The 24,512-nt window shown below is 68.2% G+C and carries 21 protein-coding genes; 10 read left to right on the top strand and 11 right to left on the bottom strand.

What is annotated here, in order from left to right:
• Nucleotides 1-62 precede the first annotated feature (62 nt).
• From EV644_RS26485 to EV644_RS26470, 4 genes are read left to right on the top strand one after another with little or no spacing between them, the layout of a single operon-like run.
• The gene (locus tag EV644_RS26485; RefSeq protein WP_132191506.1) at nt 63-1,754 is read left to right on the top strand and encodes a glycosyltransferase; all 1,692 of its coding nucleotides are present in this window, start codon (nt 63-65) and stop codon (nt 1,752-1,754) included.
• A gap of 9 nt (nt 1,755-1,763) precedes the next feature.
• Nucleotides 1,764-2,093 carry a hypothetical protein gene (locus tag EV644_RS26480; RefSeq protein WP_132191507.1) on the top strand — a complete coding sequence of 110 codons (330 nt, stop codon included), beginning with the start codon at nt 1,764-1,766 and terminating at the stop codon, nt 2,091-2,093.
• Nucleotides 2,090-2,275: a hypothetical protein gene (locus tag EV644_RS26475; RefSeq protein WP_132191508.1), complete on the top strand. Its 186-nt coding sequence runs from the start codon at nt 2,090-2,092 to the stop codon at nt 2,273-2,275. The genes EV644_RS26480 and EV644_RS26475 overlap by 4 nt, the downstream gene beginning before the upstream one ends.
• A complete protein-coding gene (locus EV644_RS26470; protein WP_132191509.1) occupies nt 2,272-3,378 on the top strand; it encodes a metallophosphoesterase in 1,107 nt (368 codons plus the stop codon). Before EV644_RS26475 ends, EV644_RS26470 begins: the two co-directional genes overlap by 4 nt.
• On the opposite strand, the gene EV644_RS26465 is transcribed toward EV644_RS26470, so the two are convergent.
• Nucleotides 3,309-4,325, bottom strand: coding sequence for a metallophosphoesterase (locus EV644_RS26465; protein WP_132191510.1), 1,017 nt, complete (start codon nt 4,323-4,325; stop codon nt 3,309-3,311). The two genes, EV644_RS26470 and EV644_RS26465, sit on opposite strands and share 70 nt — an antisense overlap.
• Before the next feature lie 539 nt (nt 4,326-4,864).
• On the opposite strand from EV644_RS26465, the gene EV644_RS26460 reads away from it, so the two are divergent.
• Genes EV644_RS26460 through EV644_RS26445 form a run of 4 tightly spaced genes read left to right on the top strand, consistent with a single transcriptional unit; the run spans nt 4,865 to nt 7,813 of the window.
• Nucleotides 4,865-5,494: a hypothetical protein gene (locus EV644_RS26460; protein WP_132191511.1), complete on the top strand. Its 630-nt coding sequence runs from the start codon at nt 4,865-4,867 to the stop codon at nt 5,492-5,494.
• Between the two features lie 2 nt (nt 5,495-5,496).
• A complete protein-coding gene (locus tag EV644_RS26455; RefSeq protein WP_132191512.1) occupies nt 5,497-6,450 on the top strand; it encodes an ABC transporter ATP-binding protein in 954 nt (317 codons plus the stop codon).
• Nucleotides 6,450-7,271: an ABC transporter permease gene (locus EV644_RS26450; protein WP_132191513.1), complete on the top strand. Its 822-nt coding sequence runs from the start codon at nt 6,450-6,452 to the stop codon at nt 7,269-7,271. Before EV644_RS26455 ends, EV644_RS26450 begins: the two co-directional genes overlap by 1 nt.
• Entirely contained in the window at nt 7,268-7,813 is a 546-nt protein-coding gene (locus EV644_RS26445; RefSeq protein WP_132191514.1) for a hypothetical protein, read from the top strand. Before EV644_RS26450 ends, EV644_RS26445 begins: the two co-directional genes overlap by 4 nt.
• Here EV644_RS26445 and EV644_RS26440 read toward each other — a convergent pair.
• From EV644_RS26440 to EV644_RS26420, 5 genes are all read right to left on the bottom strand, one after another.
• Complete coding sequence (locus EV644_RS26440) at nt 7,791-10,940, bottom strand: efflux RND transporter permease subunit (protein WP_241998813.1); 3,150 nt, start codon at nt 10,938-10,940, stop codon at nt 7,791-7,793. The two genes, EV644_RS26445 and EV644_RS26440, sit on opposite strands and share 23 nt — an antisense overlap.
• 22 nt (nt 10,941-10,962) lie before the next feature.
• A complete protein-coding gene (locus EV644_RS26435) occupies nt 10,963-11,436 on the bottom strand; it encodes a hypothetical protein (RefSeq protein WP_132191515.1) in 474 nt (157 codons plus the stop codon).
• A 32-nt stretch (nt 11,437-11,468) separates the two neighbouring features.
• Nucleotides 11,469-14,648 (bottom strand): efflux RND transporter permease subunit, encoded by a 3,180-nt coding sequence (locus EV644_RS26430; RefSeq protein ID WP_132191516.1) that lies wholly within the window; start codon nt 14,646-14,648, stop codon nt 11,469-11,471.
• 453 nt (nt 14,649-15,101) lie between these two features.
• Nucleotides 15,102-16,475 (bottom strand): right-handed parallel beta-helix repeat-containing protein, encoded by a 1,374-nt coding sequence (locus tag EV644_RS26425; RefSeq protein WP_132191517.1) that lies wholly within the window; start codon nt 16,473-16,475, stop codon nt 15,102-15,104.
• The gene (locus EV644_RS26420) at nt 16,472-17,131 is read right to left on the bottom strand and encodes a response regulator transcription factor (RefSeq protein WP_132191518.1); all 660 of its coding nucleotides are present in this window, start codon (nt 17,129-17,131) and stop codon (nt 16,472-16,474) included. The genes EV644_RS26425 and EV644_RS26420 overlap by 4 nt, the downstream gene beginning before the upstream one ends.
• Before the next feature lie 258 nt (nt 17,132-17,389).
• On the opposite strand from EV644_RS26420, the gene EV644_RS26415 reads away from it, so the two are divergent.
• Nucleotides 17,390-18,034 (top strand): sensor histidine kinase, encoded by a 645-nt coding sequence (locus EV644_RS26415; protein ID WP_132191519.1) that lies wholly within the window; start codon nt 17,390-17,392, stop codon nt 18,032-18,034.
• A gap of 55 nt (nt 18,035-18,089) precedes the next feature.
• Nucleotides 18,090-19,211: a dual-specificity RNA methyltransferase RlmN gene (gene rlmN, locus EV644_RS26410; RefSeq protein ID WP_132191520.1), complete on the top strand. Its 1,122-nt coding sequence runs from the start codon at nt 18,090-18,092 to the stop codon at nt 19,209-19,211.
• A gap of 14 nt (nt 19,212-19,225) precedes the next feature.
• Here the strand turns inward: rlmN and dhaK are convergent, their stop codons facing one another.
• From dhaK to EV644_RS26385, 5 genes are all read right to left on the bottom strand, one after another.
• A complete protein-coding gene (gene dhaK / locus EV644_RS26405; RefSeq protein WP_132191521.1) occupies nt 19,226-20,221 on the bottom strand; it encodes a dihydroxyacetone kinase subunit DhaK in 996 nt (331 codons plus the stop codon).
• Nucleotides 20,218-20,865 (bottom strand): dihydroxyacetone kinase subunit DhaL, encoded by a 648-nt coding sequence (dhaL, locus tag EV644_RS26400; RefSeq protein ID WP_132191522.1) that lies wholly within the window; start codon nt 20,863-20,865, stop codon nt 20,218-20,220. Before dhaL ends, dhaK begins: the two co-directional genes overlap by 4 nt.
• Complete coding sequence (locus EV644_RS26395) at nt 20,862-21,668, bottom strand: HAD-IA family hydrolase (RefSeq protein WP_132191523.1); 807 nt, start codon at nt 21,666-21,668, stop codon at nt 20,862-20,864. Before EV644_RS26395 ends, dhaL begins: the two co-directional genes overlap by 4 nt.
• A gap of 5 nt (nt 21,669-21,673) precedes the next feature.
• Nucleotides 21,674-22,534 (bottom strand): class II fructose-bisphosphate aldolase, encoded by an 861-nt coding sequence (locus tag EV644_RS26390; RefSeq protein WP_132191524.1) that lies wholly within the window; start codon nt 22,532-22,534, stop codon nt 21,674-21,676.
• 129 nt (nt 22,535-22,663) lie between these two features.
• Nucleotides 22,664-24,472, bottom strand: a complete 1,809-nt coding sequence (locus tag EV644_RS26385; RefSeq protein WP_132191525.1) for a hybrid sensor histidine kinase/response regulator — start codon at nt 24,470-24,472, stop codon at nt 22,664-22,666.
• Between the last annotated feature and the right edge of the window lie 40 nt (nt 24,473-24,512).

The raw sequence follows: 24,512 nt of genomic DNA, 5'->3' as shown, positions 1-24,512 counted from the left end.
GGGTAGAGCTGCCGAGGATCGCGTGGTCGGTACCGGCGAGAGTCCTGCCTGCGCTCATCGGTGTGTTAGCCGCAGTCGTCGCGGGTTACGCCGCGAGCATCGTGGAGACCCCTGTCACCAGTGATCTAGGACTGGTCGCCGTGCTGCCATCGGCGTACTGGATCGGGATTTTCACGCTCAACCTGGTCTTCGTGCTGTCGCTGCGCCGGAGCCGGCCGAACCAGCTGCAACTTGCGGTGCTGATCTGCTGCCTGGTCGTCGTCCTGTACGGGGCTGCGGCGCTGGCGTCACCCGTCGCGCGCGCCGAGGTGGCCTGGAGACATCTCGGTATTGCCGACATGTTGCTGCGCACCGGCGAACTCGATCCGAGGCTCGACGCCTACTTCAACTGGCCCGGCTTCTTCGCCCTGCTTGCAGTGCTCTCGACTGCCACCGGACTGCAGCCGGCGGAGCTCGCGCTCTGGGCGCCGGTGGTGAACGCGCTGCTATGGCTCGCGGCCCTCGCTCTCGTGGTCCGCACGCTGACCTCCGACCGGCGCCTCGTGTGGCTCACCTTGTGGTTGTTCAGTCTCGGGAACTGGATCGACCAGGACTATCTCGCGCCGCAGGCCTTCGGGTTCTTCTTCTATCTCGTCGTTCTCGCCCTGCTGCTGAACTTCCTCGGAGCCGCTCCGCCGCTCGGTCGTTCGTGGTCATGGGCGGGGCGATGGTCATGGTGGCGGGACAGGCTGCCGACGGAGCCCGTGGCGAGCCGGCGGGTGATGGCGTTGCTGGTCGCGACCGTGCTGGCTGCGGCGATCGTGATCAGCCACCAGCTCACGCCTTTCATGCTGCTGGTCGCGGTGACCGCGCTGGTCGCCACCGGTCGCTCCTGGACGTCGGCGCTGCCGCTGCTGATCGGGGTCATGATCGTGCTCTGGCTGGCCTTCCCGGCCAGCACCTATCTGGCCGGCCACCCGCCGCTGTTCGTCAGCGGTGTGGAGGCATCGGCCGCTGCGAACGTGAGCGAGCGACTGGCCGGCACCGCCGGACACGTCTACATCGTCCAGGTCAGGATGCTGCTCAGCATCGCGATCTGGATCCTGGCTGCCGCCGGTGTCGTCATCGCGCGCCGGCTCTGCACGTTCGACACTCGACCGATCGTGCTGGCGGCCGCCCCCTTCGCGCTGTTGCCGGCGCAGTCGTACGGCGGCGAGATGCTGATGCGGGTGACGCTGTTCTCGTTGCCATTCACCGCGTTCCTCGCCGCCGGCGCGCTGCTGGCGTTGCAACCGGTGCTCGACAACCTGCGGACCACGGCCCTCGTCGTACTGTGTTCGATCTTCGCCGTGGCGTCGGTTGCGTCGAGATACGGCAACGCCCAGTTCGACATGTTCACCGCGTCTGAGTTAGAGGCCACGGAGAGCTTGTACGAGCTCAGCCCGGCGGGCGCGATGCTGATCGCCGGGGGGCATCCGACACCGTGGCGCTACCGGGAGTACGAGCAGCACCGTTCCCGCACGGTCCGGGACATTTGCGGGCCGGTGCGAGACGCGGCCGGCTGCGCGCAGCTCGTGTATGCCTCAGCCCGGCGCGACCACAGCGGGGCGATGTTGCTACTCAACCGCGCCGCGAGGTCCTCGCTGGTCATGCAGGGCGTCATGACCATGGAGGAGATCGACGGGATGGAGGCGGTGCTGGCGCGCAGGCCCGGCGTCTTCCTGGTGTTCGAGAACCAGGAGGCCAGGATCTATCGGATCGAACCGTACAGATAGGTGGGACGGATGAAGCGTCTGGAGTGGGTCGCAGTGTCCACCGGGATCTCGGGTCTCGCGCTACCGGTGCTGCTCGCGACCGGGTTGCCGCAACCGCTGCGGGCCGTCGCCGCCTTCGCGCTGATCGGGTTCGTGCCCGGGTTCGCGGTCACCCGCCTGATGGGTTTCGGCGACCGCCTCGCGCTGGTCGTCGTGGCCGTCGCCTTGAGCCTCGCGCTGACGGCGGCGGTGTCGACCGGGCTGCTCTACCTGACGGCCTGGTCCTGGCTCCGGTGCGTGTACGTGCTGGGCGCCGTGACCTTGGTGGCGTCGGCGGCTCGGCTGGGGAGGTTTGCATGACGTTGGTGAGCCTCGGTGTCCTGGTGGCCCTGCTGGGTTTGCTGCTCGTTCGGGCGTGCCGACAGGTGTACGCGTCGAGCGTCGAGCGTCGGCGCTGGTCCGTGGCGATACTTGCAGAGCTGGTGTTGTGGGGTGCGTGCACGGCGCTCGTCCTGCCACGTCTCGTGGACCTGTTGACATGAAGACCGACACGCGATGGTGGTTCGTCAGCGACCTGCATCTCGGCCCGGACGGGCGGGAGCCACGGGGCACGGCCGCCGCGATCACCGATTTCCTCGCTGCAGTGGTGCTTGCCGACCACTCGCCGACGAGACACGTAGTCCTGCTCGGTGACACGTTCGACCTGAGCGGGCAGGACGCCTGCGCGGCGGAGATCGAGGCGGTTGCCGATCGGCGCCCCGAACTCTTCGGGGCGTTCCGGACCTGTGTCGCCGAGGAGGTGACGCTGCACTTCGTCTGCGGGAATCACGATGCGGATCTGTCCCGGGAGCAGGCCCGCGCCTCGCTAGCGCGTCTGGCCGGCCGCGGAGAGGGTGACGATCGGGTCCGCGTGCATCCGTGGATCCTGTACGCGCCGGGTCTGTTCTATGCCGAACACGGCCACCAGCACCATGCCGTACATCGGCAACCGACCATTCTGGTGACCGGCGCGATTCCCACTCCGCTGGCCGCCTGGATTGAGCACCGGGGCGGTTCCGGGCAACATCCGTTGGCCCGCACCGGCGCGGTTCTCCGGGCAGCCGGCGCGGTGCGCAAAGCCGAGAAGGTCGCGCTGAGAGAGCCGTACGCGCGAAGGATCGACGACGAGGCGGCCCGGATCGGTCTGCCACCCGATGCCCTGCGGGCGCTCGCGCAGGTCTCCCGATTCAGGCTCGTACCAGCGGCGGCGGCAGTCGCGGGCAGGGTGCTGGCTCGCTCGGTGGGGCGTGACCGCCAGGGGGCCTATCTCGAATCCGCCGCGGCCGAGGTGCACCGCACGCTGAGCGAGCACGGATGTGCTGTGCCGCGGTACCTGTTCGGCCACACGCACCGTGCGCTGCTGAGGGCAGTCGAAGCCTCGGACAGCTGCTACCTCAACACCGGCACGTGGTCGGCGGACGTCCGCGGCCGGGGGCCTGACCTCGCGGATCCAGCGCTGTTCCCCGTTGCGACGATCGGAATCCGTGGGCCGCAGGTGCGCGGCTGGGTCCGGTACTGGCGTTGGTCACCGCACCGTCAGTGGCAGGGGCGCTCGCCCTCGTCGGAGAACTCCTTTCCGTCGCTTACGACGAAGCGCCAGCGGTAGGACGTCGGCGACAGGTCGAGACGTAACACTCCGTAGCTCTCGTCCTGGCGGGCCTCGCTGTTCGCAGCCGTGCCCTTGAACTCGTACAGTCCGATGCCTCCGGTACCGACGACGAATGCCTGGACCCCCGCATCGTCATCGCGCTCGTCGCCGGGCGTCTGCGGTGCGAACCGCTCGTAGTTGTGGTTGTGCGCCTGCAGCAGTACATCGACGCCGTGCTCAAACAGAAGGTCGATCCAAGGCCGGGTGGACGTGTCGCGGTCGTGCTCGTCCGTCGGCGAGGTCCAGTACGGCTCGTGCATGTAGGCGATCGTGCACCGGGCATGACTCCGGCCGAGGTCGTCGCGGAGCCATTGTGTCCACCGGTCGGGGTCGCAGTCGTCGCGCTGCCAACAGGACGTGTTGAGCGCGATGAAGTGCCAGTCACCAATGTCGAACGAGTAGGACCATTGTTGCTCCTGTCGGATCGGCGTGGTGCCGTGGCCGCCGGCACTTCCACCGTTCCAGTAGTCGACATAGCCGCCCGTGCCGTACAAGTCATGGCTCGTTCCGTTGATCGGGTAGGTGCGGCTGATGAAGCGGCCCCACGACCGGTCGTAGGAATTGTTGAGGGCGCGCAGATTCCCCCGCTGGTACTGGAAGTCGCCGAGGCCGAGGACGAGATCGGGATCGATGTCGTCGACGGCGCGCGCCGTTGCCACCTGCCGGCCGTTCTCCGACGGGGACGCGATGTCGCCGACGGCAGCGACGACAAACCCCTTGCCGCGCGAAGGCCCCGAAGTCGTTGTCGCCTGGGCGCTGGGGCTGCTGCTGGTCCGGTCGCCGCCGCTCGCGCGGCCGGATGGCTCCTCTGCCGAACAGGACGAGGCCAGTACGGAACCCGCGGCGAGTATTACCGCGACCATCGCCAGACCAGCCCTCGGATGACGCAGCGAACGGTCCACCATACAGAGAGCGTGACCGTTCGTGGAGATGACCGCATCATCAATTTGTTGTATTTCCCGGGAGCATCTCGAGGCGTTGACCAATTGGCCACACGATGTGATTCTAGAAAGAGGTCGGTATTGCGGTCTGTGGGGGTCAAGGACCGGCTGGCCTGCTTCGGTGAGGGGGCAGTGCGATGCAACGCAGCAGGGGGCGTTTGACGGCAGCAGTGCTGGTGGCGGCGGCCGCGCTCGGAGGGTGCGGCCCGGACCGAACGTCCAAGTCGGAGGGCGCATCGAGCACGACTGGCGCCCCCGGCACGGTGAGCCCGACGGGCGCGGTCAGTGCGCCGTCGTCCAGCGGCACGCCTCGCTCACCAAGCGCCCCGGGCACGCCGCGCCCGACCAGTACGGCCGCCGAGGCCGGTCCGGAGAAAGGGCTCGGGAGCGCATTGTTCGGTCGCTCGACCACGATCAACAACCAGTGGCTCCCGATGCGGCCCGGAACGCAATTGATTTACGAAGGGCAGACCATAGAAGATGGCGAAGCTATTGCCCATCGCGTGGTCTTCACGGTCACCGATCTAACCAAAGTGGTCGGCGGTGTACGGAATGTCGTCGTCTGGGACCGGGACTATTCCGCGGGACAGTTGGAAGAGACCGAGCTCGCGTTCTTCGCGCAGGCCGACGACGGCACCGTCTGGCATTTCGGGCAGTACCCCGAGGTGTACGAGGAAGGCAAGCTCGTGGAGGCGCCGGCCTGGATCCACGGCCTGCAGGGAGCGCAGGCGGGCATCACCATCAAGCCGAACTCGCAGCCCGGCCAGCCCAGTTACTCCCAGGGATGGGGACCGGCGGTGGGCTGGAGCGACCGGGCGCGGGTGTACCGGACGAACCAGAGGACGTGTGTCCGGGCCGGCTGCTTCACCGGCGTACTGGTGATGGACGAGTTCAGCGCGGACGAGCCAGGTGCCCACCAGCTGAAGTACTACGCCCCGGGCGTCGGCCCCGTGCGAGTCGGCTGGGCCGGCAACGATCCGACCAGGGAGACGCTGGAGCTGGTGAAGGTGGCCCGGTGCAGTCCGACGGAGATGGCCGTTGTCCGGGAGAACGCTCTGAAGCTCGAGCGGAACGCCTTGCGGATGAGCAAGAACGTGTACGCCCTCACGACGCCGATCGAGAAGCCGCGCTGACCATGGCCGGCACATTGGCGTTGGAGGCGACCGGACTGCGGAAGTCGTATGGCGGGGTAGTGGCCGTCAACTCGGTGGAACTCGCGGTGGAGGCCGGTGTTGTGCTGGGCTTCCTCGGACCGAACGGTGCCGGCAAGACTACCGTCATCCGGATCCTGTCCACCATCCTGCGAGCTGATGCCGGCACGTTCGCGGTGTCCGGCATCCCACACACCGACCCGGTGGAGATCCGTCGCCGGATCGGCGTACTGCCGGAGAGCGCCGGGTATCCCCTCGGCCAGACAGGGCAGGAGTGGCTCACGTTCCACGCGCAGCTGTTCGGCCGCCCGCTCGTCGAGGCCCGGGAGACCGCCCATCGGTTGCTCGCGGAGGTCGGTCTCGCTGACCGTGGAGGATCGCTGATCTCGGCGTACAGCCGGGGCATGAGGCAACGTCTCGGGATCGCGCGGGCTCTGGTCAACGATCCCCAGGTCGTCTTCCTGGACGAGCCGACGCTGGGCCTGGACCCGGCCGGACAGCGGCAGGTGCTCGACCTCGTCGCCCGGATCGCCAAGGAGTATGGCGTCACCGTGATCCTGACGACCCACTTGCTTGTCGAGGTGGAGCAGGTCTGCGACCAGGTGCTGATCCTCAACCATGGCCGGGTCGTCGCGGAGGGAACTGTCGCCGAGGTCGCGCGGCGTGCGGCGGCCCCACGGCGTGGGCTGGTGAGCGTGCGTGCAGAGCAGCGCGAGCGGGCTGTCGAGCTCCTCGCCGGCAGCGGACTGCAGGCGTCGGCAGTCGGCAATGACCACGGTGGCCAGGTGGCAGTGCTGATCCCTGTCGACACCGAGCCAGAGACCGCGGCAGCCGAAGTACTGCGCCGCCTGCTCGACGCAGGTGTTCCGGTGCTCGGTTTCACCCTCGAGGGCGGGCGGCTCAGCGACGCGTTCCTCGCCGTGACGGAGGATGCCTGATGCCTGCCGCCAGTAGTCTCTCGACAGTCCGCACCCGGTCGCGGCGTGGCGGCCCGGCCTGGCTGGTCGTCGCGCAGCGTGAGCTGAAGGACCTGTGGTTGGCGGGTCGGGGGCTGCCGTTGATCCTCGCCTTCACTGCCCTGCTCAGCGTGACGACGTACCTCGTCGCCTCCAACCAGGAACTCAACTTCCTCGAGCAACGCGAGTCGGTCACGCTGACGCTCCAGATAGCGGTCGCGGTCGGAAGCCTGCTGGTGTTGATCGCGGCTGCCGACGGGATCAGTGGCGAGCGCGAACGCGGCACCCTGGAGAGCCTGCTGCTGACGCCGGCACCGCGCAGTTCGCTGACGATCGGCAAGGGGATCGCGGCCTTCTCGCTCTGGGCCGCCGCGTGGACCGTGTCGATTCCGTACCTCTGGTACCTCGGCCGTGGTTCGAAAACGGTCACGGAGGCGGTGCTGACGGGGCTGCTGGTCGGCAGCCTGCTCGCGCTGTTCCTGGCGGGGTACGGCCTCGTGGTCAGTGGCCTCGTCCAGTCGAACCGGACGAGCCTCTCTGTGGGCCTGTTCACCCTGTTCGCGTTGTACGCGCCGACGCAGCTGCCGACCGGCCTGCAGAAGAGCTGGGTGGGCAGCCTCCTCTGGCGGGCGGATCCGTTCACCGCCGGGCTCAGGTACCTCAGCGACGTCGTACTGCGTGGGCACCCGCCCGGTCGGGACGCGGAGTGGCTGATCGGCCCGGTGGTGCTCGCCATCGCCGCACCCCTTGCTGCGGTCCTGCTGTCCCACCGCATCAGGCTGTACTCGGGAGACCGGCCATGAGAGTCCTCGCAGCGTTCCTGCTCTGTACCGCGGCGGTCGTCGGAGCGCCTGCCGCCGCCGATGCCGCCGCCGTCGCCGCTTCCGACGCCCCTCAGGTGACGGTGGAGCTGGACCGGACGGGACTGTCCACCAAGATCGGTCAACGGTTCGACTTCACGTCGACGATCCGCAACGACAGCGACGAGCCGTTGGAAGGAGTCGTTGCCCACCTCAACGTTCTGGGCCTCGCCCCGAGCATCTACGTGGACCCGGAGGACTGGTCCTCGGAGCGGACGCAGTTCGTCGACGAGCTCGGCGCCCACGAGTCCGAACAGCTCGACTGGGAGGTCCAGGCGGTGAGCCCCGGCGCCCTCGCCCTCTATGTCACGGTGACCACGCGACAGGGCGCGGACGACGTGACTTCGAGCAAGGCGCTCCGGGTGTCGGTCGCCCAGGCGCGCAAACTCAATGCGACCGCGGCCGCTCCGCTGGTCCTCGGGATGCCGGCGGCGGTGGTCCTGCTGCTGGTTCTTGCGGCAGTCAGACGCCGCCGGCTTCGCTGACCGGCTCGGCCGGGGGCTCCTCCGCCGGCGCGCCGCCGCGTCGCCCGAAGCGGAGGTACAGCGACGGGATCACCAGCAGGCTGAAGAGTGTCGAGGTCAGCAGCCCGCCGACGATGACGACCGCCATCGGGTGCTCGATCTCGTGGCCGGGAAGGTCGCCGGCGACGACCAGCGGCAGGATCGCCAGCCCGGTTGCCAGCGCTGTCATCAAGATCGGCGACAGCCGCTCCCGGGCACCGCGGATCACGAGGCCCGGACCGAACGGCTCGCCCTCCTCGCGCTCGAGGTGCTGGTAATGGTTGATCAGCAGGATGCCGTTGCGTGCGGCGATGCCGAAGACGGTCAGGAAGCCGACCAGCGACCCGATCGAGATGATGCCGCCGGACAGCTGTGCCGCGAGGACCCCGCCCACGAGTGCGATCGGCAGACTGAGGAAGAACAGGCTGGCAAGGCGCCAGCTGCCGAAGGCCGCGATCAGGAGCAGCAGGATGCCGCCGAAGGCGAGCGCGCCGTAGCCGAACAGGCTGTCTCGGGCGGACTCCTGCTCCTCCGCCTCGCCGAGCATCTCTGCGTGGTAGCCGACCGGGAAGTCGATCTCGTCGATCCGGTTGTCGACCTCGGCCGCCACGGAGCCGAGATCGCGGCCGGACACGTTGGCGAACACGTCGATCTTGCGGGACACGGCCTCGCGCTCGATGATGTTCGGCGTGGGTTTGATGCTGACGTCCGCCACGTCGTCGAGGCGGACGTGGCCGCCGCCGGGGATGTCGATGAGCAGGTTTCGGATGTCGGTCAGGCTCTGCCGGAACTGCGGGGCGCTCCAGACGTGGACGTCGTACGCCTTGCCGCTGTGGAAGAGGTCTCCGACCTCCTCGCTCGACACGAGGACCGAAGTCGCCCGGCGGACGTCGCCCGGCTTGACGCCGTACCGCTGCGCGGCCGCGAGGTCGACCTGGACGTCCACCTGCGGGATGGGCTCGTGGAGCTCGACGTCGAGCTCGGAGATGCCGGAGATGCCCGAGATTTCCTGCTCCACCTCGTCCGCCTGCTCCCGCAAGACGTCGAGGTCCTGGCCGAAGATGCGAACGACGATGGCGCCGCTGGATCCGGCGACGACCTCCTTGATCCGCTCGCGCAGATAGGTCTGTACGTCGCGCCGGAGCCCCGGGTAACCGTTGACGACCTCCACCACCTGTGCATGTGTCATGTCGTAGTCGACGTCGGGGGAGACGCTGATCCAGTTCTCGCCGAAGTTGGCGCCGACCACCTCGTCCATCAACAGGCCCTGCCCGATGTGCGACCCGCAGTTGCGGACGCCGGGAACCTGCCGGAGCTCCTGACAGGCCCGGACCGAGATCCGCGTCTCCTCACCGACGGACGTGCCGGGCTTGGTCACCCAGTGCATCAGGAAGTCGCGTTCCTTGAAGTCGGGGAGCAGGGACTGGCCGAGCATCGGCAGCACGGCGATACCGCCGGCCACGATGAGCACGACCGCGGCGTACACCGGACGGGGCGACTTGATCACCCGGGCGAGGACCGTCGAGTAATGCGCCTTCAGCCACCGGGCGAGGGCCGGATCGGGGCGCTCGAGCGGTGCCCTGGACAGCAGGATCAGGGCCATCGCCGGTGTGACGGTCAGCGCGACCACCATCGACGCGAGGACGGCGAGGACGTACGAGAACGCCAGTGGCTGGAAGAAGGAACCGGACAGCCCTTGGAGGAAGAACACCGGCGCGACGGCGAGCACGGTGATCAACGTGGCGTAGACGATCGGCCTGCGGACCTCCAGCGATGCCTCCAAGACGACGCGCGCGGTCGACAGCCTCCCGCCCTCCTGGGCCCGCTGGCGCAGGCGTCGCCAGATGTTCTCGATGTCGATGATCGCGTCATCCACCACGACGCCGACGGCGATCACCAACCCGGCCAGGATCATCGTGTTGATCGTCTCGCCGCGCACCGACAGCACGAGGCCCGCCGCGACCAGCGACAACGGGATGGCGACCAGGCTGATGAACGCTGTGCGCCACTCGAACAGGAAGCTGATCAGGACCAGGATGACGAGCAGACAACCGATCAGCAGCGCGATCGTCAGGTTCTCGAGCGCGGTCTCGATGAATGTCGCCGGCCGGAACAACGTGGTGTCGATCTCGATGCCCGGCAGGCCGGGACGCAACTCGTCGATCGCCTGCTCGACGCCGCGCGTCACGTCCAGCGTGTTCCCCCACGGGAACTTCTCGACGATCAGCATCAGCCCCTCGCCGTCGTTGATGACGGCGTCGCCGGGCAGCGGCTGGTGGCCCTCCACTACCTGCGCGATGTCGCCGAGTCGCAAGGTCCGGTCCCCGCGCTTCAGCACCGGAACGGCCGCCAGGTCCTCCGGCGTCGTGATCGCCTGGGTGAGCCGGATCGGGAAGCGCTGGTTGGGAGTCTCGAGCCATCCGCCGGTACCGATCACCGAGCCCTCGGAGAACCGGAGCAGCCCCGCGTCGAGAGCGCCGGCGGTGACGTCCATGATGCGTTGCACCGTGACGCCTTCGCTCCGCAGCCGGTTCGGGTCGACCAGCACGTGCGTCTGCTGCAGCCGTTCCCCCCAGATGGCCACGTTGGCCACGCCGGGCACCTTGAGGAGTCGCTGCCGGATCGTCCAGTACGCGATCGACGACATCTCGATCATCGAGACCTGCTCCGAGGACATGGCGATCTTCATCGCCCGGCTGGTCGCGGACAGCGGCTGGATCATGAACGGCGGGCTCGCCCAGGTCGGCAACGAGGGCGTGACCGTGGCGATCCGCTCCTGCACCAGTTGCCGCGCCCGGAGCTGATCGGTCCCGTTCTTGAAGATGAGCTGGATCGACGAGAGCTCCCGGACCGACTTGGAGCGGATGATGTCCAGGTCGGGGATGCCGGTCAGCGACTGTTCGAGGGGAACGGTGACGAGCTCCTCGACCTCCGCTGCGGACAGGCCGAGCGAGGGCGTCTGGACCTCGACCCGGGGCGGCGCGAACTCGGGAAAGACGTCGACCGGAGAATTGCGCAGGTCCACGACGCCGAAGCCCAGCATCGTCACCGCGGCGGCGATGACGAGGAACCGGAGCCTCAGGCTCGACCCGACGATCCAGCGCATCATGAGACGAGTCCCGCCGTCCGGCTCACTTGCCGATGCCGAACTCGAGGCCGTACAGCTCGATGGCGCCGACCGACACAACGGCGGTTCCCGACCTGGGGCTCGCGGACAGGATGACGGCGTCCCTGTCGATGGAGTCGACCGTGACCTGCTCGCGGACGTAGACCGTCGACTCCGGGTTCGTGTACACGTACGTCTTTCCAGCCGCGTCGTACAGCAACGCGCTGTACGGGACCACCGTCGCGGCCGGTAGGCGCTTGACGACCGCGGGGTCGGCGGCCCGGATCGCAGTGGTCACGATGCCGAGGCGTTCGGCTGCCCTGGCGGCGAGCGTCAGCCGGCTGTGGGCGCCCCCGTCGTCGATCTTCTCGATCGTGGCGGGGGGCGTGTCGGAGATCGCGTCCCCCGCGGTTCCGCCGCCGGCGAGCAGCAGCGCACCGACGATGACGGCCAGGACCATGACGGTACCGGCGACGAACCAGCGGATCTTCCCGTGCATCGGAGTTCCTCCCGTGTTGTCCACGTGCCCGGTCAGCCGATCTCCGGCTGCGCATCGACTGAGCCGGTCCGAGCAGGCCAGAACCGCAGACAGAGCAGGGGTACGAGGACGAGGCTGAAGGCCGTGGAGGTGACCAAGCCGCCGGCGATCACCAATGCCATCGGTCGTGCGATCTCCTGGCCGGCGATCTCACCGACGACCGCCAGTGGCACAAGCGCCAGTACAGTGGCGGCGGCTCCGACCAGAATCGGCGCCAGCCGGTCCGACACACCACGCACGGCGAGCTCGGGGCCGAGGCGGCCGCCATCGGGTTCGGACAGCTGGTACCGGCCGACCAGCAGCACGCTGTTCCTGACGGCGAGGCCGAAAACGGCGAACAGCCCGGCGAGTGCGCCCAGTGACAGCTCGCGATCGATGCCGACGGCAACCAGTAGCCCGCCGACGAGCGCCAGCGGGAGGGTCACGAGGAGCACCGCCGCCAGCCGCCAGCTGCCGAAGGCCGACTGGAGGAGCAGCAGGATCCCGATCGCGGCGGCAACCAGGTACGACAGCTCGCGGGGCGAGAGGCCACCGATGACATCGTTCGGCGGTGCCACGAGTTCCGCGTGATACTCGAGCGGGAACGGGGTGTCCGCGAGGCGCTGGTCGATCTCCCGCAGGACCGAGTCGACACTACGACTGCCGACCGTTGCTCCCACGTCGATGCGACGCGACACCGCCTCGCGCTTGATCGCGGCGGGCGTCGGCACGATCTGGACGTCGGCGATGTCTCCCAGCCGAACCTGTCCACCAGCCGGGGTGTCGATGAGCAGCCCACGGATGCTGGTCAAGCTGTTGCGCGTCTCCGGCGTGCCGAGCACCACCACCTCGAACACTTTCTGTTCCTCGAAGAGGCTGCCGACCTGGATTCCCTGCAGGAGCTTCGCGGCTGCGCGGCGTACGTCGCCGGGCTTGATCTGATGGGCCTGGGCGGCGGCGATGTCGACCTTGACCTCGACGTTGGGTTCCTCGACCAGGGACTCGATCCGAGGTGTGACACCGTCGATCCCCGCGAGGATCTGCCGTACGCGTTCGGCCTGACGCCGGAGCTCCGCCAACTCCTGCCCGAAGACGCGGACCACCACGTCGTCGGCTCCCGCGAGTGCGGCGCTGTCGGGCTTGGCGAGCGAACCGCTGCTGCCGTCGTCGCCGTACAGGCGGGCCGGTTCGAACGCCTTCGCGTCCTCGACCTGGGCAGCGTGGTAGGTCTCGACGTCGGTCGACAGCCCGGGATAGCCGTCGACCACACGCTGCACCTCGGCCCTGGTCGCGTCGTAGTCGGCGCCGGGATCGATGACGATCCACACCTCACCGGAGTTGATTCCGACGACCTGGTCGGCGCTGATGGCGCGTCCGACATGGGCGTTGACAGTCTTCACGCCGCGAATCGCGCCCAGCTCACCAGCGGCCTGCATGGTGATCCGGCTCATCTCCGGATGCGACGTGCCCGGCGCACCATCCCAGCGGACCACCAGGGTGCGCTCCTGAAGACCTGGAACCAGCGAGGCGCCGTTCAGTAGCGGGAGCATCGCCAGCCCGGCAACGGCAGTCAGTGCGGCCGCGATGTAGACCCGGCGCGGCCGGCGAATGATCCCGGGGAGCAGCGAGGCGGCACCGTCGGCCAGTCGCCGGGCCGGCGTCTGGCGGTGGGTGGCACCTGTCCGCGACAGCAGCAGCGCGCACAGCGCCGGCGTGACGGTCAGGGCGACCAGCATCGCCGCGACGACCGCGAGCGTGTAGGCCAGCAACAGCTCTTCGAGGAACGCCATCCCCGATCCGTCCAGGAAGAACACCGGGAAGACGACCAGCACGCCGATGACGGTGGCGTAGATCAACGGCCGGCGTACGTCGAGTGACGCCTCGACGATCGCGGTCGTGGTATCGCCCGCCGGCCGATCCCGCAGCTGTCGCACGATGCCGTCGACGTCGGCGATGGCGTCGGCCACGATGGCGCCGATGGCCAGGATGAACCCGGCCACGACCATCATGTTGAGTGTCCCGCCCCTGAGCGCGAGCACGAGGCTCGTCGCGCCGAGCGACAGTACGATCGAGACGGCGGAGATCACCGCAGCTCGCCAGTCGAAGAACAGCAGCGCCAGCACCAAAGCGACGAGCAGTGCGGCGATCAACAGCGTGACGCTGAGATTGTCGATGGCCGACTCGATGTACGACGCCGGCCGGAAGGCCGTCGAGTCGAGCTCGAGACCGGTCAGACCGGGCTGCATCGAGTCGAGTGCGCTCTCGACTCCCCGGGTCACCGCATCGACGTCGGCCTCGGGGAACTGCTCGACGACCAGGAGCAGACCGGGCTTCCCCTTCACGACGGCGTCGCCGATCAGCGGCTGGTGGTTCTCCACCACGGTGGCGACGTCGCCGAGCCGCAGCCCGCCGGCGGCATCCTCGACCGGCACCTTGGCGAGCTCCGCCGGAGTGCCGAGCGGCAGGACGTGGCGGATGCCGAGCCGCTGGTTCGGGGTGTCGATGAAGCCGCCGGTGCCGGGTGTCGACGCCTCCAGGAAGGTCAGCGGCGAGACCAGCTGGGCGTTGCCCGCGGTCTGGACTACCTGCGACAGCGAGACGCCTTTGCTCTGCAGCCGGGCCGGATCCACCTGGACCTGGAGCTGCCGCTCGCGTTGTCCCCAGATCGCGATGTTGGCGACGCCCGGAACGCCCATCAGCCGCGGTCGGATCACCCAGCGCGCGAGCACCGATTGGTCGACCAGGGACAGTTGCTCCGACGACAAGCTGATCATCGCGATGCGGCTCGTCGACGACAGCGGCTGGATCATCTCCGGCGGCTTCGAGACGTTCGGCAGCGCGTGTGCCTGGGTGAGGCGCTCCTGTACCAGTTGGCGCGCCTCGAGGATCTCGGTGCCGGGCTCGAAGACGAGGACGATGGACGACAGCCCGGGAACCGAGTTCGAACGGATCACGTCGACCCCGCCCACGCCGTTGAGCAGGTCCGCCTCGAGCGGAACGGTGACCAGTTGCTCGATCTCCGGCGCCGACAGCCCGAGTGCCTCCGTCTGCACTTCGACGTAGGCAGGCGCGAAGTCGGGAAGCAGGTCGACCGGCATGCTGCGCACCTGCGTGATGCCCAAGGCAGTCACGACTACCGCCATCACGATGACGAGATGGCGCAGCCTGACGCTCGAGCCCACGATCCAGCGCACTGCCGATCCCCACCCGGGTCTCTCCCGCTCGTCCGGCACAGTTTCTTCCCGCGCCCCAGAACGGACCCCTGCCCAAAACCCAACAATTTCACCATGACAATGCCAGTGGTTTGGTGTCAAGAGACGGGCGTGTTACGTTTTCGCAGCTAATCTGGCTGGACCGGAAATGGGTGCCTTGGAGATTCGGCATAATGCCTGGCTACCGCGAATTTATGAGGCGTCGCTCCATCAATTGGATGAGATGGTCCGACTTCGTCACGTGCCGTCAGAGACCTTGCCTCATAGGCGATCGGTGCTCGTTGGGGTATGCCCCGTAACAACGGCGCGCCACTACCGCCACGACTGCGCTCGATCTCTGGTGCGCCGGCGACTTTCGCAGATGATATGTCGAGAATTCGCCATCTTGCACATTTCAGAGAATTGCCGGGGAGTGGACATCGGAAATCAGAGATGTCAGCGCTGCTCATATCGGCCGAGGTCGGGCGCGGTGCCCTTGAATGACTCACCCAGAACGACGATGCCGTGGTTGATCGCCGGGGAGCCTGTCGTCAGGTGGTAGTCGTGGTGGATTCCGTCGACGAATCGTGGATCGGTAGAGATGCCGTGGTGTTCGTAGCCGGTCCAGCTCCGGAACTGGGCCAGCGTGCGGGCGTTGCCCTTTCCGCCGACGTAACAGAGGAAGTCGCCGTACTGGGCGGTCGACCCGGCGTTGGAGACGAGGTTGTAGTCGATCACCACCGACTTCGGCAGCGCGCTGTCGATGCTGTGGGCCCGGCCCCGCACGACGACGTTGTCGACGATGCGCAGCCGCTCGACCGAGCCGCCGTACGCCACGCCCTTCAGGCCGTCGATGACGTCGAAGGCGAACTGGTCGAATCCGTCGAGCACGTTGTGCGCCACCAGCATGTCCTGCGCGCACCGCAGGATCAGCCCGCCGGACTTCCGGGCACCACGGTAGGCGACGTTCCGGACGAAGACGTTGTGGGCGCAGGGCAGCCCGGAGGTCGTCCCCGTCTCCATCACCTGGCCGCTGTGGAGATGGTTGTAGCGGAACACCAGGTTGCTGGCGCCGTAAACCTCGAAGTGCGTGCCGTTGTTCCACAGGCTGTTCCACTCGACGATCACCCGGCCGGTCGACTGGTAGAAGTTGATGCCTTCCTGGCCGCGGCCGGAGTCGACCTCCTTCAGGTTGGAGTGGATCCGGTTGGCCCGGATCACCAGGTTGCTCGCCTGGCGCTCCTCGATGCCATCGGCGTTGCCGTAGATCTCGTTGTGCTGGAGGACGACGTTCGAGGACTGTACGACGACGATCCCGAAGGTGCGCGCGTCGTGCACCTGGGAGTTGCGCACCACGACCCCGGAGCTGGAGTCGATCTTCACCCCCGAGCCGTACCTCACCTGGCTACCGGTGACGTCCAGTCCGTCGATTGCTCCGCCGGACACGCCGTCGAACTCGATCACTTCGCGGCCGCCGCCCCGGACAGACACCAATGCGCCGGGCGCGGCGGAGATGGTCACGCCGTCGCGGGTCACTGCGAAGCCGGCGTACGCGCCTGCGGAGACCAGAACGGTGCTCCCGGTGGGCGCCTGGTCCACGCCTTGCTGGATGGTCCGGAACGGGCGTGCGGCCGAGCCGTCGCCTCCGGCTGCCGCTGCGACCGAGATGTGGACGACCTGACCGGTGGCCGAGGTTGAAGCGGTCCAGCTCGGCACCGAGCTGGTGGGCTCTGTTCTGCTGGTCTGCGGCTGCTCGGCCGGGGTACATGCGGTGAATTGCAGTACCGCGGAAGCGATGGCGGCGGTGATCAGAACAGAGCGAGTGGTCATGCGTGCCGGTCGGGCGCCGATGGAGGGTCGACAATCCCGTGCGACACCGCCCAGGCCGCTGCCTCCAGACGAGAGTGGACGCTGAGTTTCGACAGGACCGCATGGATGTGTGAGCGAAGAGTTGTCACCGAGATGTCCATCGCGGCGGACATCGAACGCGTGCTCTCGCCGCGCACGATGCGCTCGAGAACCTCGCGTTCACGATCGGTGAGGTACTGCGCGATGCGATGGGCTTCACTGACCTGACGTGGTTCCGGCACGAACGCGCGCCGAAGTAGTTGGACATCGAAGTAGGTCTCGCCGGTTGCTACCCGCTCGAGTGCGCCGATCACCTGTCCCAGTTCCGACTGCTTGGTGAGGACACCGGCCGCGCCGGCCCGGATGGCGGCCGACAAGACCTCGGGATCCGTGCGCGCGGTGAGAACGAACACCGGAGGGTGCGAGGGGTACCGGCTCAGCTCTGCCGTCGCGCCGAGTCCGTCGCCGGTGGGGAAGCCGAGGTCCATCACGACGAGGTCGACACGCTCCTGGAGCGCCGCGGCAACGGCCTCGTCCGGCCGGGTGGCGACGAGGACGATCTCGTGACCGAGGCTCGCGAGCACACCGGCCAGCGCATGCGCGAAGACTTTGTGGTCATCACAGATGATGACGCGCACGTGCAGTCACCCCCACCCACCGACTGCCTCACCGGTCAGCAGTGCAAACCTGATGGATCTACGGCATTCGGCCCCATGTCGAAGGTTACGCGCATGTTCGCTTGATGCGATGACTGGATGCCTTGATGATGCGATCGGTATGCACGATGTCGACGGAGAGTCAATGTTCTGCACACCTATGGACAGATCGTTTCCCTGTTGGTCTCCTGATATTTAGCAGATGGCCGTCCTGACTGCAGGCACGGCAAGGGGTGGGACATGGGCGTTGCCAGCACGCAGCGTGGCGGGGAGGTTCCTCGGGCTCCAGAATCGTGGGACGGACTCAGATCGCTCCGCGGCGTGTGTCACGACGTCGGCCAGGAACTGGCGGTGGTTCAGGCCCTCGCCCGCCTCGCGGCGCTCGAAGCAGGTCTGCCCGAGCAGGTTCGCCGGCAACTCGAGACGATCGGCGAGCATGCGGCATACGTCGCCCGGATGATGAGCGACTCTGTCGAGGGCATCACGGACAGCGCCGAGTTCGACCTTTCGGAGTTGGTCAGCCGTATGGTGGCCGATATCCGCCTTCGGACCCAGGCGACCTGTCGGGTGGTTGCCAGCCCGGTCCGGGTGGTGGCCAATCCGATCCTGCTGCGTCGCGCGGTCGTCAACCTGCTCGACAATGCCGTGCGCGCTGCCGGTCCGGACGGCCTGGTACTGGCCCGTGTTCTGCGCGATGGCGACAATGCCGTCGTCGAGATCGAGGATGACGGCCCTGGGTGGGGCCAGGTGGGACCCGGCCTCGCGTCACTCGGTCTCGGCGTCGCGCACAACTGCGTAGCCGAACACGGAGGTGATCTCGAACTCGAGACAGGTCAGCTCGGTGGCGCTCTTGTTCGCCTACGGGTCGCCGCCGGCGTCAGTTGAACGATCCGCTGCGTGAATTTGTGAACGAGGTGGGCCCGGGGGACAATCGAGGGCGATGACTACCTCTCTCCCGCTTGTTTTCGATGAACCGCGCCGTGCCAAGAAGCCGCCGCGGCACCTGGCAGACCTCAGCGGGGAGGAGCGTCGTACGGCGGTGGCCGCGCTCGGGGAGCCTGCGTTCCGTGCCAAGCAGTTGTCGAACCACTACTTCTCCCGGCTCGTCTCCGACGCGGCCGAGATGACCGATCTGCCCGCCGCGACGCGGGACAAGCTGGTCGCCGAGCTGATGCCGCCGCTGCTCACCAAGGTCCGCGATATGGAGTGCGACAACGGCACCACCCGGAAGTCGCTGTGGAAGCTGCTCGACGGCTCGCTGGTCGAGTCCGTGCTGATGCGCTACACCGACCGGACCACCATGTGCGTGTCCTCGCAGGCCGGCTGCGGCATGGCCTGCCCGTTCTGCGCCACCGGTCAGGCCGGTCTGACCCGGAACATGAGCACCGCGGAGATCGTCGAGCAGGTCGTCGACGGCGCTCGCGCGCTGGCTCGTGGCGAGATCGCCGGCGGTCCCGGACGGGTGAACAACATCGTCTTCATGGGCATGGGCGAGCCGATGGCCAACTACAAGGCCGTGATCGGCGCGGTCCGCCGGTTCACCGAACCCGCGCCGGACGGGCTGGGCATCTCGGCCCGCGGCGTGACGGTGTCGACCGTCGGCCTGGTGCCGCGGATCAACCAGCTCGCGACCGAGGGCATCCCGGTCACGCTGGCGCTGTCGCTGCACGCGCCGGACGACGAACTGCGCGACGAGCTGGTCCCGATCAACAACCGGTGGAAGGTCGACGAGGTCCTCGACGCCGCCTGGGGGTACGCCGAGAAGACCAAGCGCCGCGTCTCGATCGAGTACGCGATGATCCGCGACATCAACGACCACGCCTGGCGTGCCTCGCTGCTGGCGGAGAAGCTCGCCGCCCGTGGCGACTGGGGCTGGGTGCACGTCAACCTGATCCCGCTGAACCCGACCCCGGGCTCCAAGTGGACCGCCTCCGACCCGGCCGACGAGCGCGAGTTCGTCCGCCGGCTCCAGGCCGGCGGTATCCCGACGACTGTCCGGGACACGCGCGGCCAGGAGATCGACGGCGCCTGCGGTCAGCTCGCGGCAGCCAACCGCGACTGACCCCAGACTGAGCCTCAGAAGATCCGTACGGCGACCTCGGCGGGCGCGGCGAGCAGCGAGGTGATCTCGTCGTCCAGCCGCACCAGCGTGACCGATGCGCCGGCCATGTCGAGTGACGTGCAGTACTCGCCGACATAGCTACGACCGACGGTGATGCCCCGATCGGCCAGTTGCTCGTGGGCGCGGCCGTAGGCGAGATAGAGCTCGCTGATCGGCGTACCACCCAGGCCGTTGATCATCAGCGCAACGTTGTCACCCCGCTCGTACGGCAGATCGGTCACGACGGCCTCGGTCAGTTCGTCGATGATCGTGTTCGCGTCGGCGAGCTTCTCCCGGCGGCGGCCCGGCTCGCCGTGGATGCCGACGCCGATCTCCATCTCGTCGTCACCCAGGTCGAACAGCGGGCTCCCCTTCGCGGGCGGCGTACAGGACGTTAGCGCCATGCCCATGGTGCGCGTCACCGAGTTCACCTTCTCGCCGATGCGGACCAGGTCGTCCAGATCGGCGCCTGCCTCCGAGGCCGCGCCGACCGCCTTGATGACGAAGAAGTTGCCGGCCACGCCGCGACGCCCGACGGTGTACGTCGAGTCGGACACCGCCACGTCGTCGTCGACCACGATGGTCTTGATCGTCACCCCGTCGGCCTCGGCCATCTCGCGGCCCATGTCGAAGCCCATCCGGTCGCCGGTGTAGTTGTTGACGATGTGCAGCACGCCTTTCGGCGACGCGAGCAGCTTGCTCGTCTCCAGCACGTAGTCCATCGGCGGCGCCGAGAACACATCACCGGGGCAGGCGGCGTCCAGCATGCCCTTGCCGACGATCATCACGTGCGCGGGCTCGTGGCCGGAGCCCGAGCCCTGCATGACGGAGACCTTGTCCGGGTTCGGCGCGTCCGTCCGCATGATCAGGTTGTACTCCGGGACGTACCTGAGCGTGTCGGGATTCGCGAGGGCGAGGCCCTTCAGCATCTCCGGTACGAAATCCTTGGGAGCGTTCACGAACTTCTTCATGCTGGGTCTCCTTGCCACTCTTGCACCAATGCTTCGAACATGACGGCGACCGCGGTCGCGCCGGCATCGACGCTGCCGATGCTGCGTTCGCCGGTGTAGGCGGCACGCCCGCGGCGTGCCTGGAGCTTCGCGGTGTCGTCCGCGGTGGACCGTGCGACGGCCGCCGCGGCCTGCAGGGTCGTGAGCGCGTCGTGGCCTTGTTTCACCTGGCGCTCGATCTCGTCGGTCGCCGGAACGAGCGAGTCCAGCAACGTCTTCTCGCCGAGGCTCGCGCCGCCACGGGCCATGATCCCGTCAGCCGCGGAGCGGAGCATGGCCACCGCGGTCGGTCCGTCCACCTCGGACTTCCCGGCCGTGACCGCGGCGGCGCGCAGGAACGCCGTACCCCAGATCGGTCCGGACGTGCCACCGATGCGACTCGTGACGACGACGGCGATCTTCTTGAGGAACGTGGAGATGTCGGTGCGGTCGTAGCTGTCCCAGTCGTTCAGCACGATCTCGAAGCCACGCGCCAGCGAGTAGCCGAAGTCGCCGTCGCCGACGACCGCGTCGAGATCGCCGAAGTACTTCTCGTTCGCCACGGCCGTGCGGGCGATCGTGTTGACCACCCGCTCGACCGGTGAGTTCGTCACCGGGTCGGTCACGGTTGCTGCCTCCGTTCAGTGATCGCCGGCAGCGTCGCCGCCAGGTCGGCCAGGGTGATGTACGCACCGGGTGAAGCTGAGCTGTGATTGGCCAGTACTGCGACCGGCTCGGCGCCCGGGTCGCCCAGCGAGTCGACGACGAACGCGGCACCGGAGAAGTCCTCGTGCTCGGTGTAGCCGTTGACGGTCACGACGCAGGTGATTCCCGCGTCGACCGCGGCGGCGAGTCCGGGCCGCGAGTCCTCGACGGCGACCACTCGGTCGGCGGTCATCCCCAGCCGTTCCAGTGCCAGCAGATAGATGTCCGGCGCCGGCTTCTTGCGCGGCACCACGTCTCCGGCCAGGACGGTGAAATCACGGGCCCGTGCGGTGCCGACGACGTGATCCAGTACCGCGCGGACGGACGCCTCGGCCGATGTCGACGCGATCGCCAGAACCCAGCCGGCGGCGTACGCCTCCTCGACGATCCGGGCGATCCCGGGCCGGGCCGGCAGCGCACCGGCGGCCACCATTGCGGTGTAGATCTCGGTCTTCCGCTTGTGCCACTGGGCGACGGCCTGCGCCTGGCCCTCGGAATCGGTCGGCAGTCCGGCCTCGGCGACGAACGACGGCGTGAGCAGGCTGGCCATCCGCTCCTTGCCGCCGCCGATGCGGAGCTTCTCGCCGTACTCGTCCTCGGTCCACCGCACCGGCAGTCCGAACTCGGCGAAGGTCTGGTTGAACGACGGCAGGTGGCCGTAGCGTTCGGTGTCCGCGAGCGTGCCGTCGACGTCGAACACGACGGCGAACCGGTCGTCGGACACCAGGGTCACCAGGCCTTTCCGGTGCTGCCGAAGCGGTCGGTGAGACCGGTGACGAGGTCGATCACGTCGGTGCGGACGTGGGCGAAGAGCGACGGCGGATCCCACGAGCCGCGGGTCTCCGCGTCGCGCAGATAGGCGAGATTCGACTTCATGTAAGCGATCTTCAAGGCGGTCGAGATGTTCACCTTCGCGCAGCCGCGCGCGATCAGGTCCTGGAACTGCGCGTCGGACATCCCGCTGCCGCCGTGCAGCGCGATCGGGATGCCGGTCGCCTCGACGATGTCGGTGACCCGCTGGCCGTCCAATTCCGGCGCGCTCGAGTAGATGCCGTGGGCGTTGCCGATCGAGGGTGCGAAGACGTCGACGCCGGTCGCCTCGATGAAGGTCAGCGACACCTCGAGGGTCTGCCGTTTCGACTCCTCGTCGGAACCGTGGTCGTCCTCGACGCCGGTGATCGACTCGATCTCGCCCTCGACGTGGGCGCCGACGGCGTGTGCCTCGCGGACCACCTCGACGGTCTGCCGCTGGTTCTCCTCGACCGGCATGGCGGAGGCGTCGAACAGTACCGAGTTCCAGCCCTTGGCGAGGCAGTCGGTGATCACCGAACGGTCCGGGCAATGGTCCAGATGCAGCGCCACCGGTACTTCGATGCCCGCGGTCATGCTGCGCCACATCGCCATCAGCACGTCCGCGCCGACCGACCGGACGGTCTTGACCGAGGTCTGGATGATCATCGGAGAGCGCTGCCCGACCGCCGCCGCGAGCACGGCCTCGAGCGTGAGGTCGTTGACAATGTTGATCGCCGGCACCCCGTAGCGGTCGGCCAGCGCCCGATCGACGATCTCCTTCAGCGGTACGACACCCATGCCGGACACCTCCAGCGCGCCAAAGTCAGCTGCTGAGTCAGCTGCATGGGTAACGCTAGGAGAGACGACCGCTGGGTGACATTCGGGAAACCACCCGTCTGTTGTGGGGGATGTCCCTACCGCACCGAGTCAGCTCAGATGGCCGTGGGAAGCAGCGATCAACTCCGAGCGGCTCCGTGCTCCGGTCTTGCGCAGCACGGCGCCGACGTGTTTCTCGACGGTCTTCACGGCGATCACCAGGCGCTCGGCGATCGCCCGGTCCGGGAGACCCTGCTGGACGAGCGCGCGAACTTCCCGCTCGCGTGCGGTCAGCCCCTCCGTGTTGGGGTCGCTCGCGAGTCTGCCCTCCCAGACCTCACCGCGCGGCACGATCGACTCACCACGCGCAGCCGCGGCCACCGCACGGGCGAGCGCGGCACCGTCCGCCGAGGTTTCGACGCAGCCGTGGGCGCCGGCCAGGAGCAGATCGACCACGGCCTGGTGGTCGCCGGGTGGACAGATCGCGATCACCGCGGGCGCCGGCTCGCTCTCCGCCAACGCGTGGACCAAGTCCATCGCGCCGCCGGTGAGGTCGGTCGCGACGATCGCCACCGCAGGCCGCAGCGCCGCGGCCGAGTCCATCGCCTCGGTGATCGTGGCCGCCTCGCCGACCACCGAGAACGCCGGCTCGGACCAGGCGAGCAGGCGCGACAGCCCGGCGCGCAGCATCGGCTGCGCGGCGACCACGAGCACTTCTGCTCGTACGTCGTCCGCCGCCTCCGTGCGTTGGTACGGGAACCAGGCGCGGATGCTGGTGCCCCAACCTGGCATTGAGTCCAAGGAGAGCGAGCCGCCGACCGCGTGGGCCAGTTCGCTCATGCGGCGCAGCCCGAGGCCGGTCCGGTTCTCGTCCGGTTCGTGCAGACCTTGCCCGGCCGCGAAGCCCTGCCCGTCGTCCTGGACCAGCAGCGAGAGCGAGGCTGATTCATGGACGAGTCCGACCCTCACGGTGTTCGCGCGCGAGTGCTGGACGATGTTCGTGATCGCCTCCTGCGCGATGCGCAGGACATGCTGCGCGAGCGTCGGATCGAGCGGCACCGGCGTGCCTGCGACCACCAGACGAGCGTCGAGCCCCCTGGCCCGCGTCGCCCAGGCCAGCTCGGACCGCAACACGTCTTCGAGGCTGTGCCCTTCGAGGGGCGAGACACCTGCGCCGAGGAGCGCCCTACGGATCGAGGCGACCGTGTCCCGGGCCGACGCCTGGGCCTGGCGGAGATGATCGGCGAGCTCGCCGTCGGCGGGAGCCAGCCGCTCCGCGGTCTCGAGCCCGGACAGCAGCTCGTCGAGCCCCTGGGCGAGGAGGTCGTGCACCTCGTCGAGGAGCCGCTCCCGCTCGGCCGAGGCCGCGTGCAGCCGGGCCCGCTCCTCCGCGGCCTCGTAGGAGTTGGCGTTCACCAGGGCCACGGTCGCGTGCTTGGCGAACATCCGCAGCAGATCGGCGTCGGCCCGGTCGAACTTCCGGGACTCCTCCCGGGAGAACACGACGCAGGCACCGATGATCCGGCCACGCCACTCCAGCGGCACCCCGATCACACCCTTGAGCGTCGCCCGGTCCTCGTCGCTGATGTGGCCGCCCGCGACATCGTCGTACCGGTCGAACCAGACCGGACCGCGCCGGCGGACGACCTCGCCGGTCATCCCCTCGCCGAGCGGGAACACGTGGCCCATCTGACACCGGATGCCGATGTCGGCCTGTTTGCGGTAGGTGCCCGCGGCCTCGTCGACGCTCGAGATCGAGCCGGCGGAACAGCCCATCAGCTCGGTGCACCGGCGCAGGATCCGCTCCAGCAACGGTTGCAGCATCAGCTCGCCGGCGAGATCCTCGGCGACCGCGTTCAACGCCTCGACGCGAGCGGCCAGCGTCGAACCCGACCGGACAGCCCCGTCGCGGACAGTCACCGCCGAGCCTCCCTCCGGGACGCGCCGAGCAAGAATCCTG

It is taken from the genome of Kribbella orskensis, assembly GCF_004342085.1.
Classification (GTDB): Bacteria; Actinomycetota; Actinomycetes; order Propionibacteriales; family Kribbellaceae; genus Kribbella; species Kribbella orskensis.
This window is presented reverse-complemented; position numbering and strand designations above follow the sequence as displayed.

What these genes read in the sequence shown, in the direction of transcription:
- EV644_RS26480 (WP_132191507.1), top strand. Translation starts at nt 1,764, where the DNA reads ATGAAGCGTCTGGAGTGGGTCGCAGTGTCCACCGGGATCTCGGGTCTC.
- EV644_RS26475 (WP_132191508.1), top strand. Translation starts at nt 2,090, where the DNA reads ATGACGTTGGTGAGCCTCGGTGTCCTGGTGGCCCTGCTGGGTTTGCTG.
- EV644_RS26470 (WP_132191509.1), top strand. Translation starts at nt 2,272, where the DNA reads ATGAAGACCGACACGCGATGGTGGTTCGTCAGCGACCTGCATCTCGGC.
- EV644_RS26465 (WP_132191510.1), bottom strand. Translation starts at nt 4,325, where the DNA reads ATGGTGGACCGTTCGCTGCGTCATCCGAGGGCTGGTCTGGCGATGGTC.
- EV644_RS26455 (WP_132191512.1), top strand. Translation starts at nt 5,497, where the DNA reads ATGGCCGGCACATTGGCGTTGGAGGCGACCGGACTGCGGAAGTCGTAT.
- EV644_RS26450 (WP_132191513.1), top strand. Translation starts at nt 6,450, where the DNA reads ATGCCTGCCGCCAGTAGTCTCTCGACAGTCCGCACCCGGTCGCGGCGT.
- EV644_RS26445 (WP_132191514.1), top strand. Translation starts at nt 7,268, where the DNA reads ATGAGAGTCCTCGCAGCGTTCCTGCTCTGTACCGCGGCGGTCGTCGGA.
- EV644_RS26440 (WP_241998813.1), bottom strand. Translation starts at nt 10,940, where the DNA reads ATGATGCGCTGGATCGTCGGGTCGAGCCTGAGGCTCCGGTTCCTCGTC.
- EV644_RS26435 (WP_132191515.1), bottom strand. Translation starts at nt 11,436, where the DNA reads ATGCACGGGAAGATCCGCTGGTTCGTCGCCGGTACCGTCATGGTCCTG.
- EV644_RS26425 (WP_132191517.1), bottom strand. Translation starts at nt 16,475, where the DNA reads ATGACCACTCGCTCTGTTCTGATCACCGCCGCCATCGCTTCCGCGGTA.
- EV644_RS26415 (WP_132191519.1), top strand. Translation starts at nt 17,390, where the DNA reads ATGGGCGTTGCCAGCACGCAGCGTGGCGGGGAGGTTCCTCGGGCTCCA.
- rlmN (WP_132191520.1), top strand. Translation starts at nt 18,090, where the DNA reads ATGACTACCTCTCTCCCGCTTGTTTTCGATGAACCGCGCCGTGCCAAG.
- dhaK (WP_132191521.1), bottom strand. Translation starts at nt 20,221, where the DNA reads ATGAAGAAGTTCGTGAACGCTCCCAAGGATTTCGTACCGGAGATGCTG.
- EV644_RS26390 (WP_132191524.1), bottom strand. Translation starts at nt 22,534, where the DNA reads ATGGGTGTCGTACCGCTGAAGGAGATCGTCGATCGGGCGCTGGCCGAC.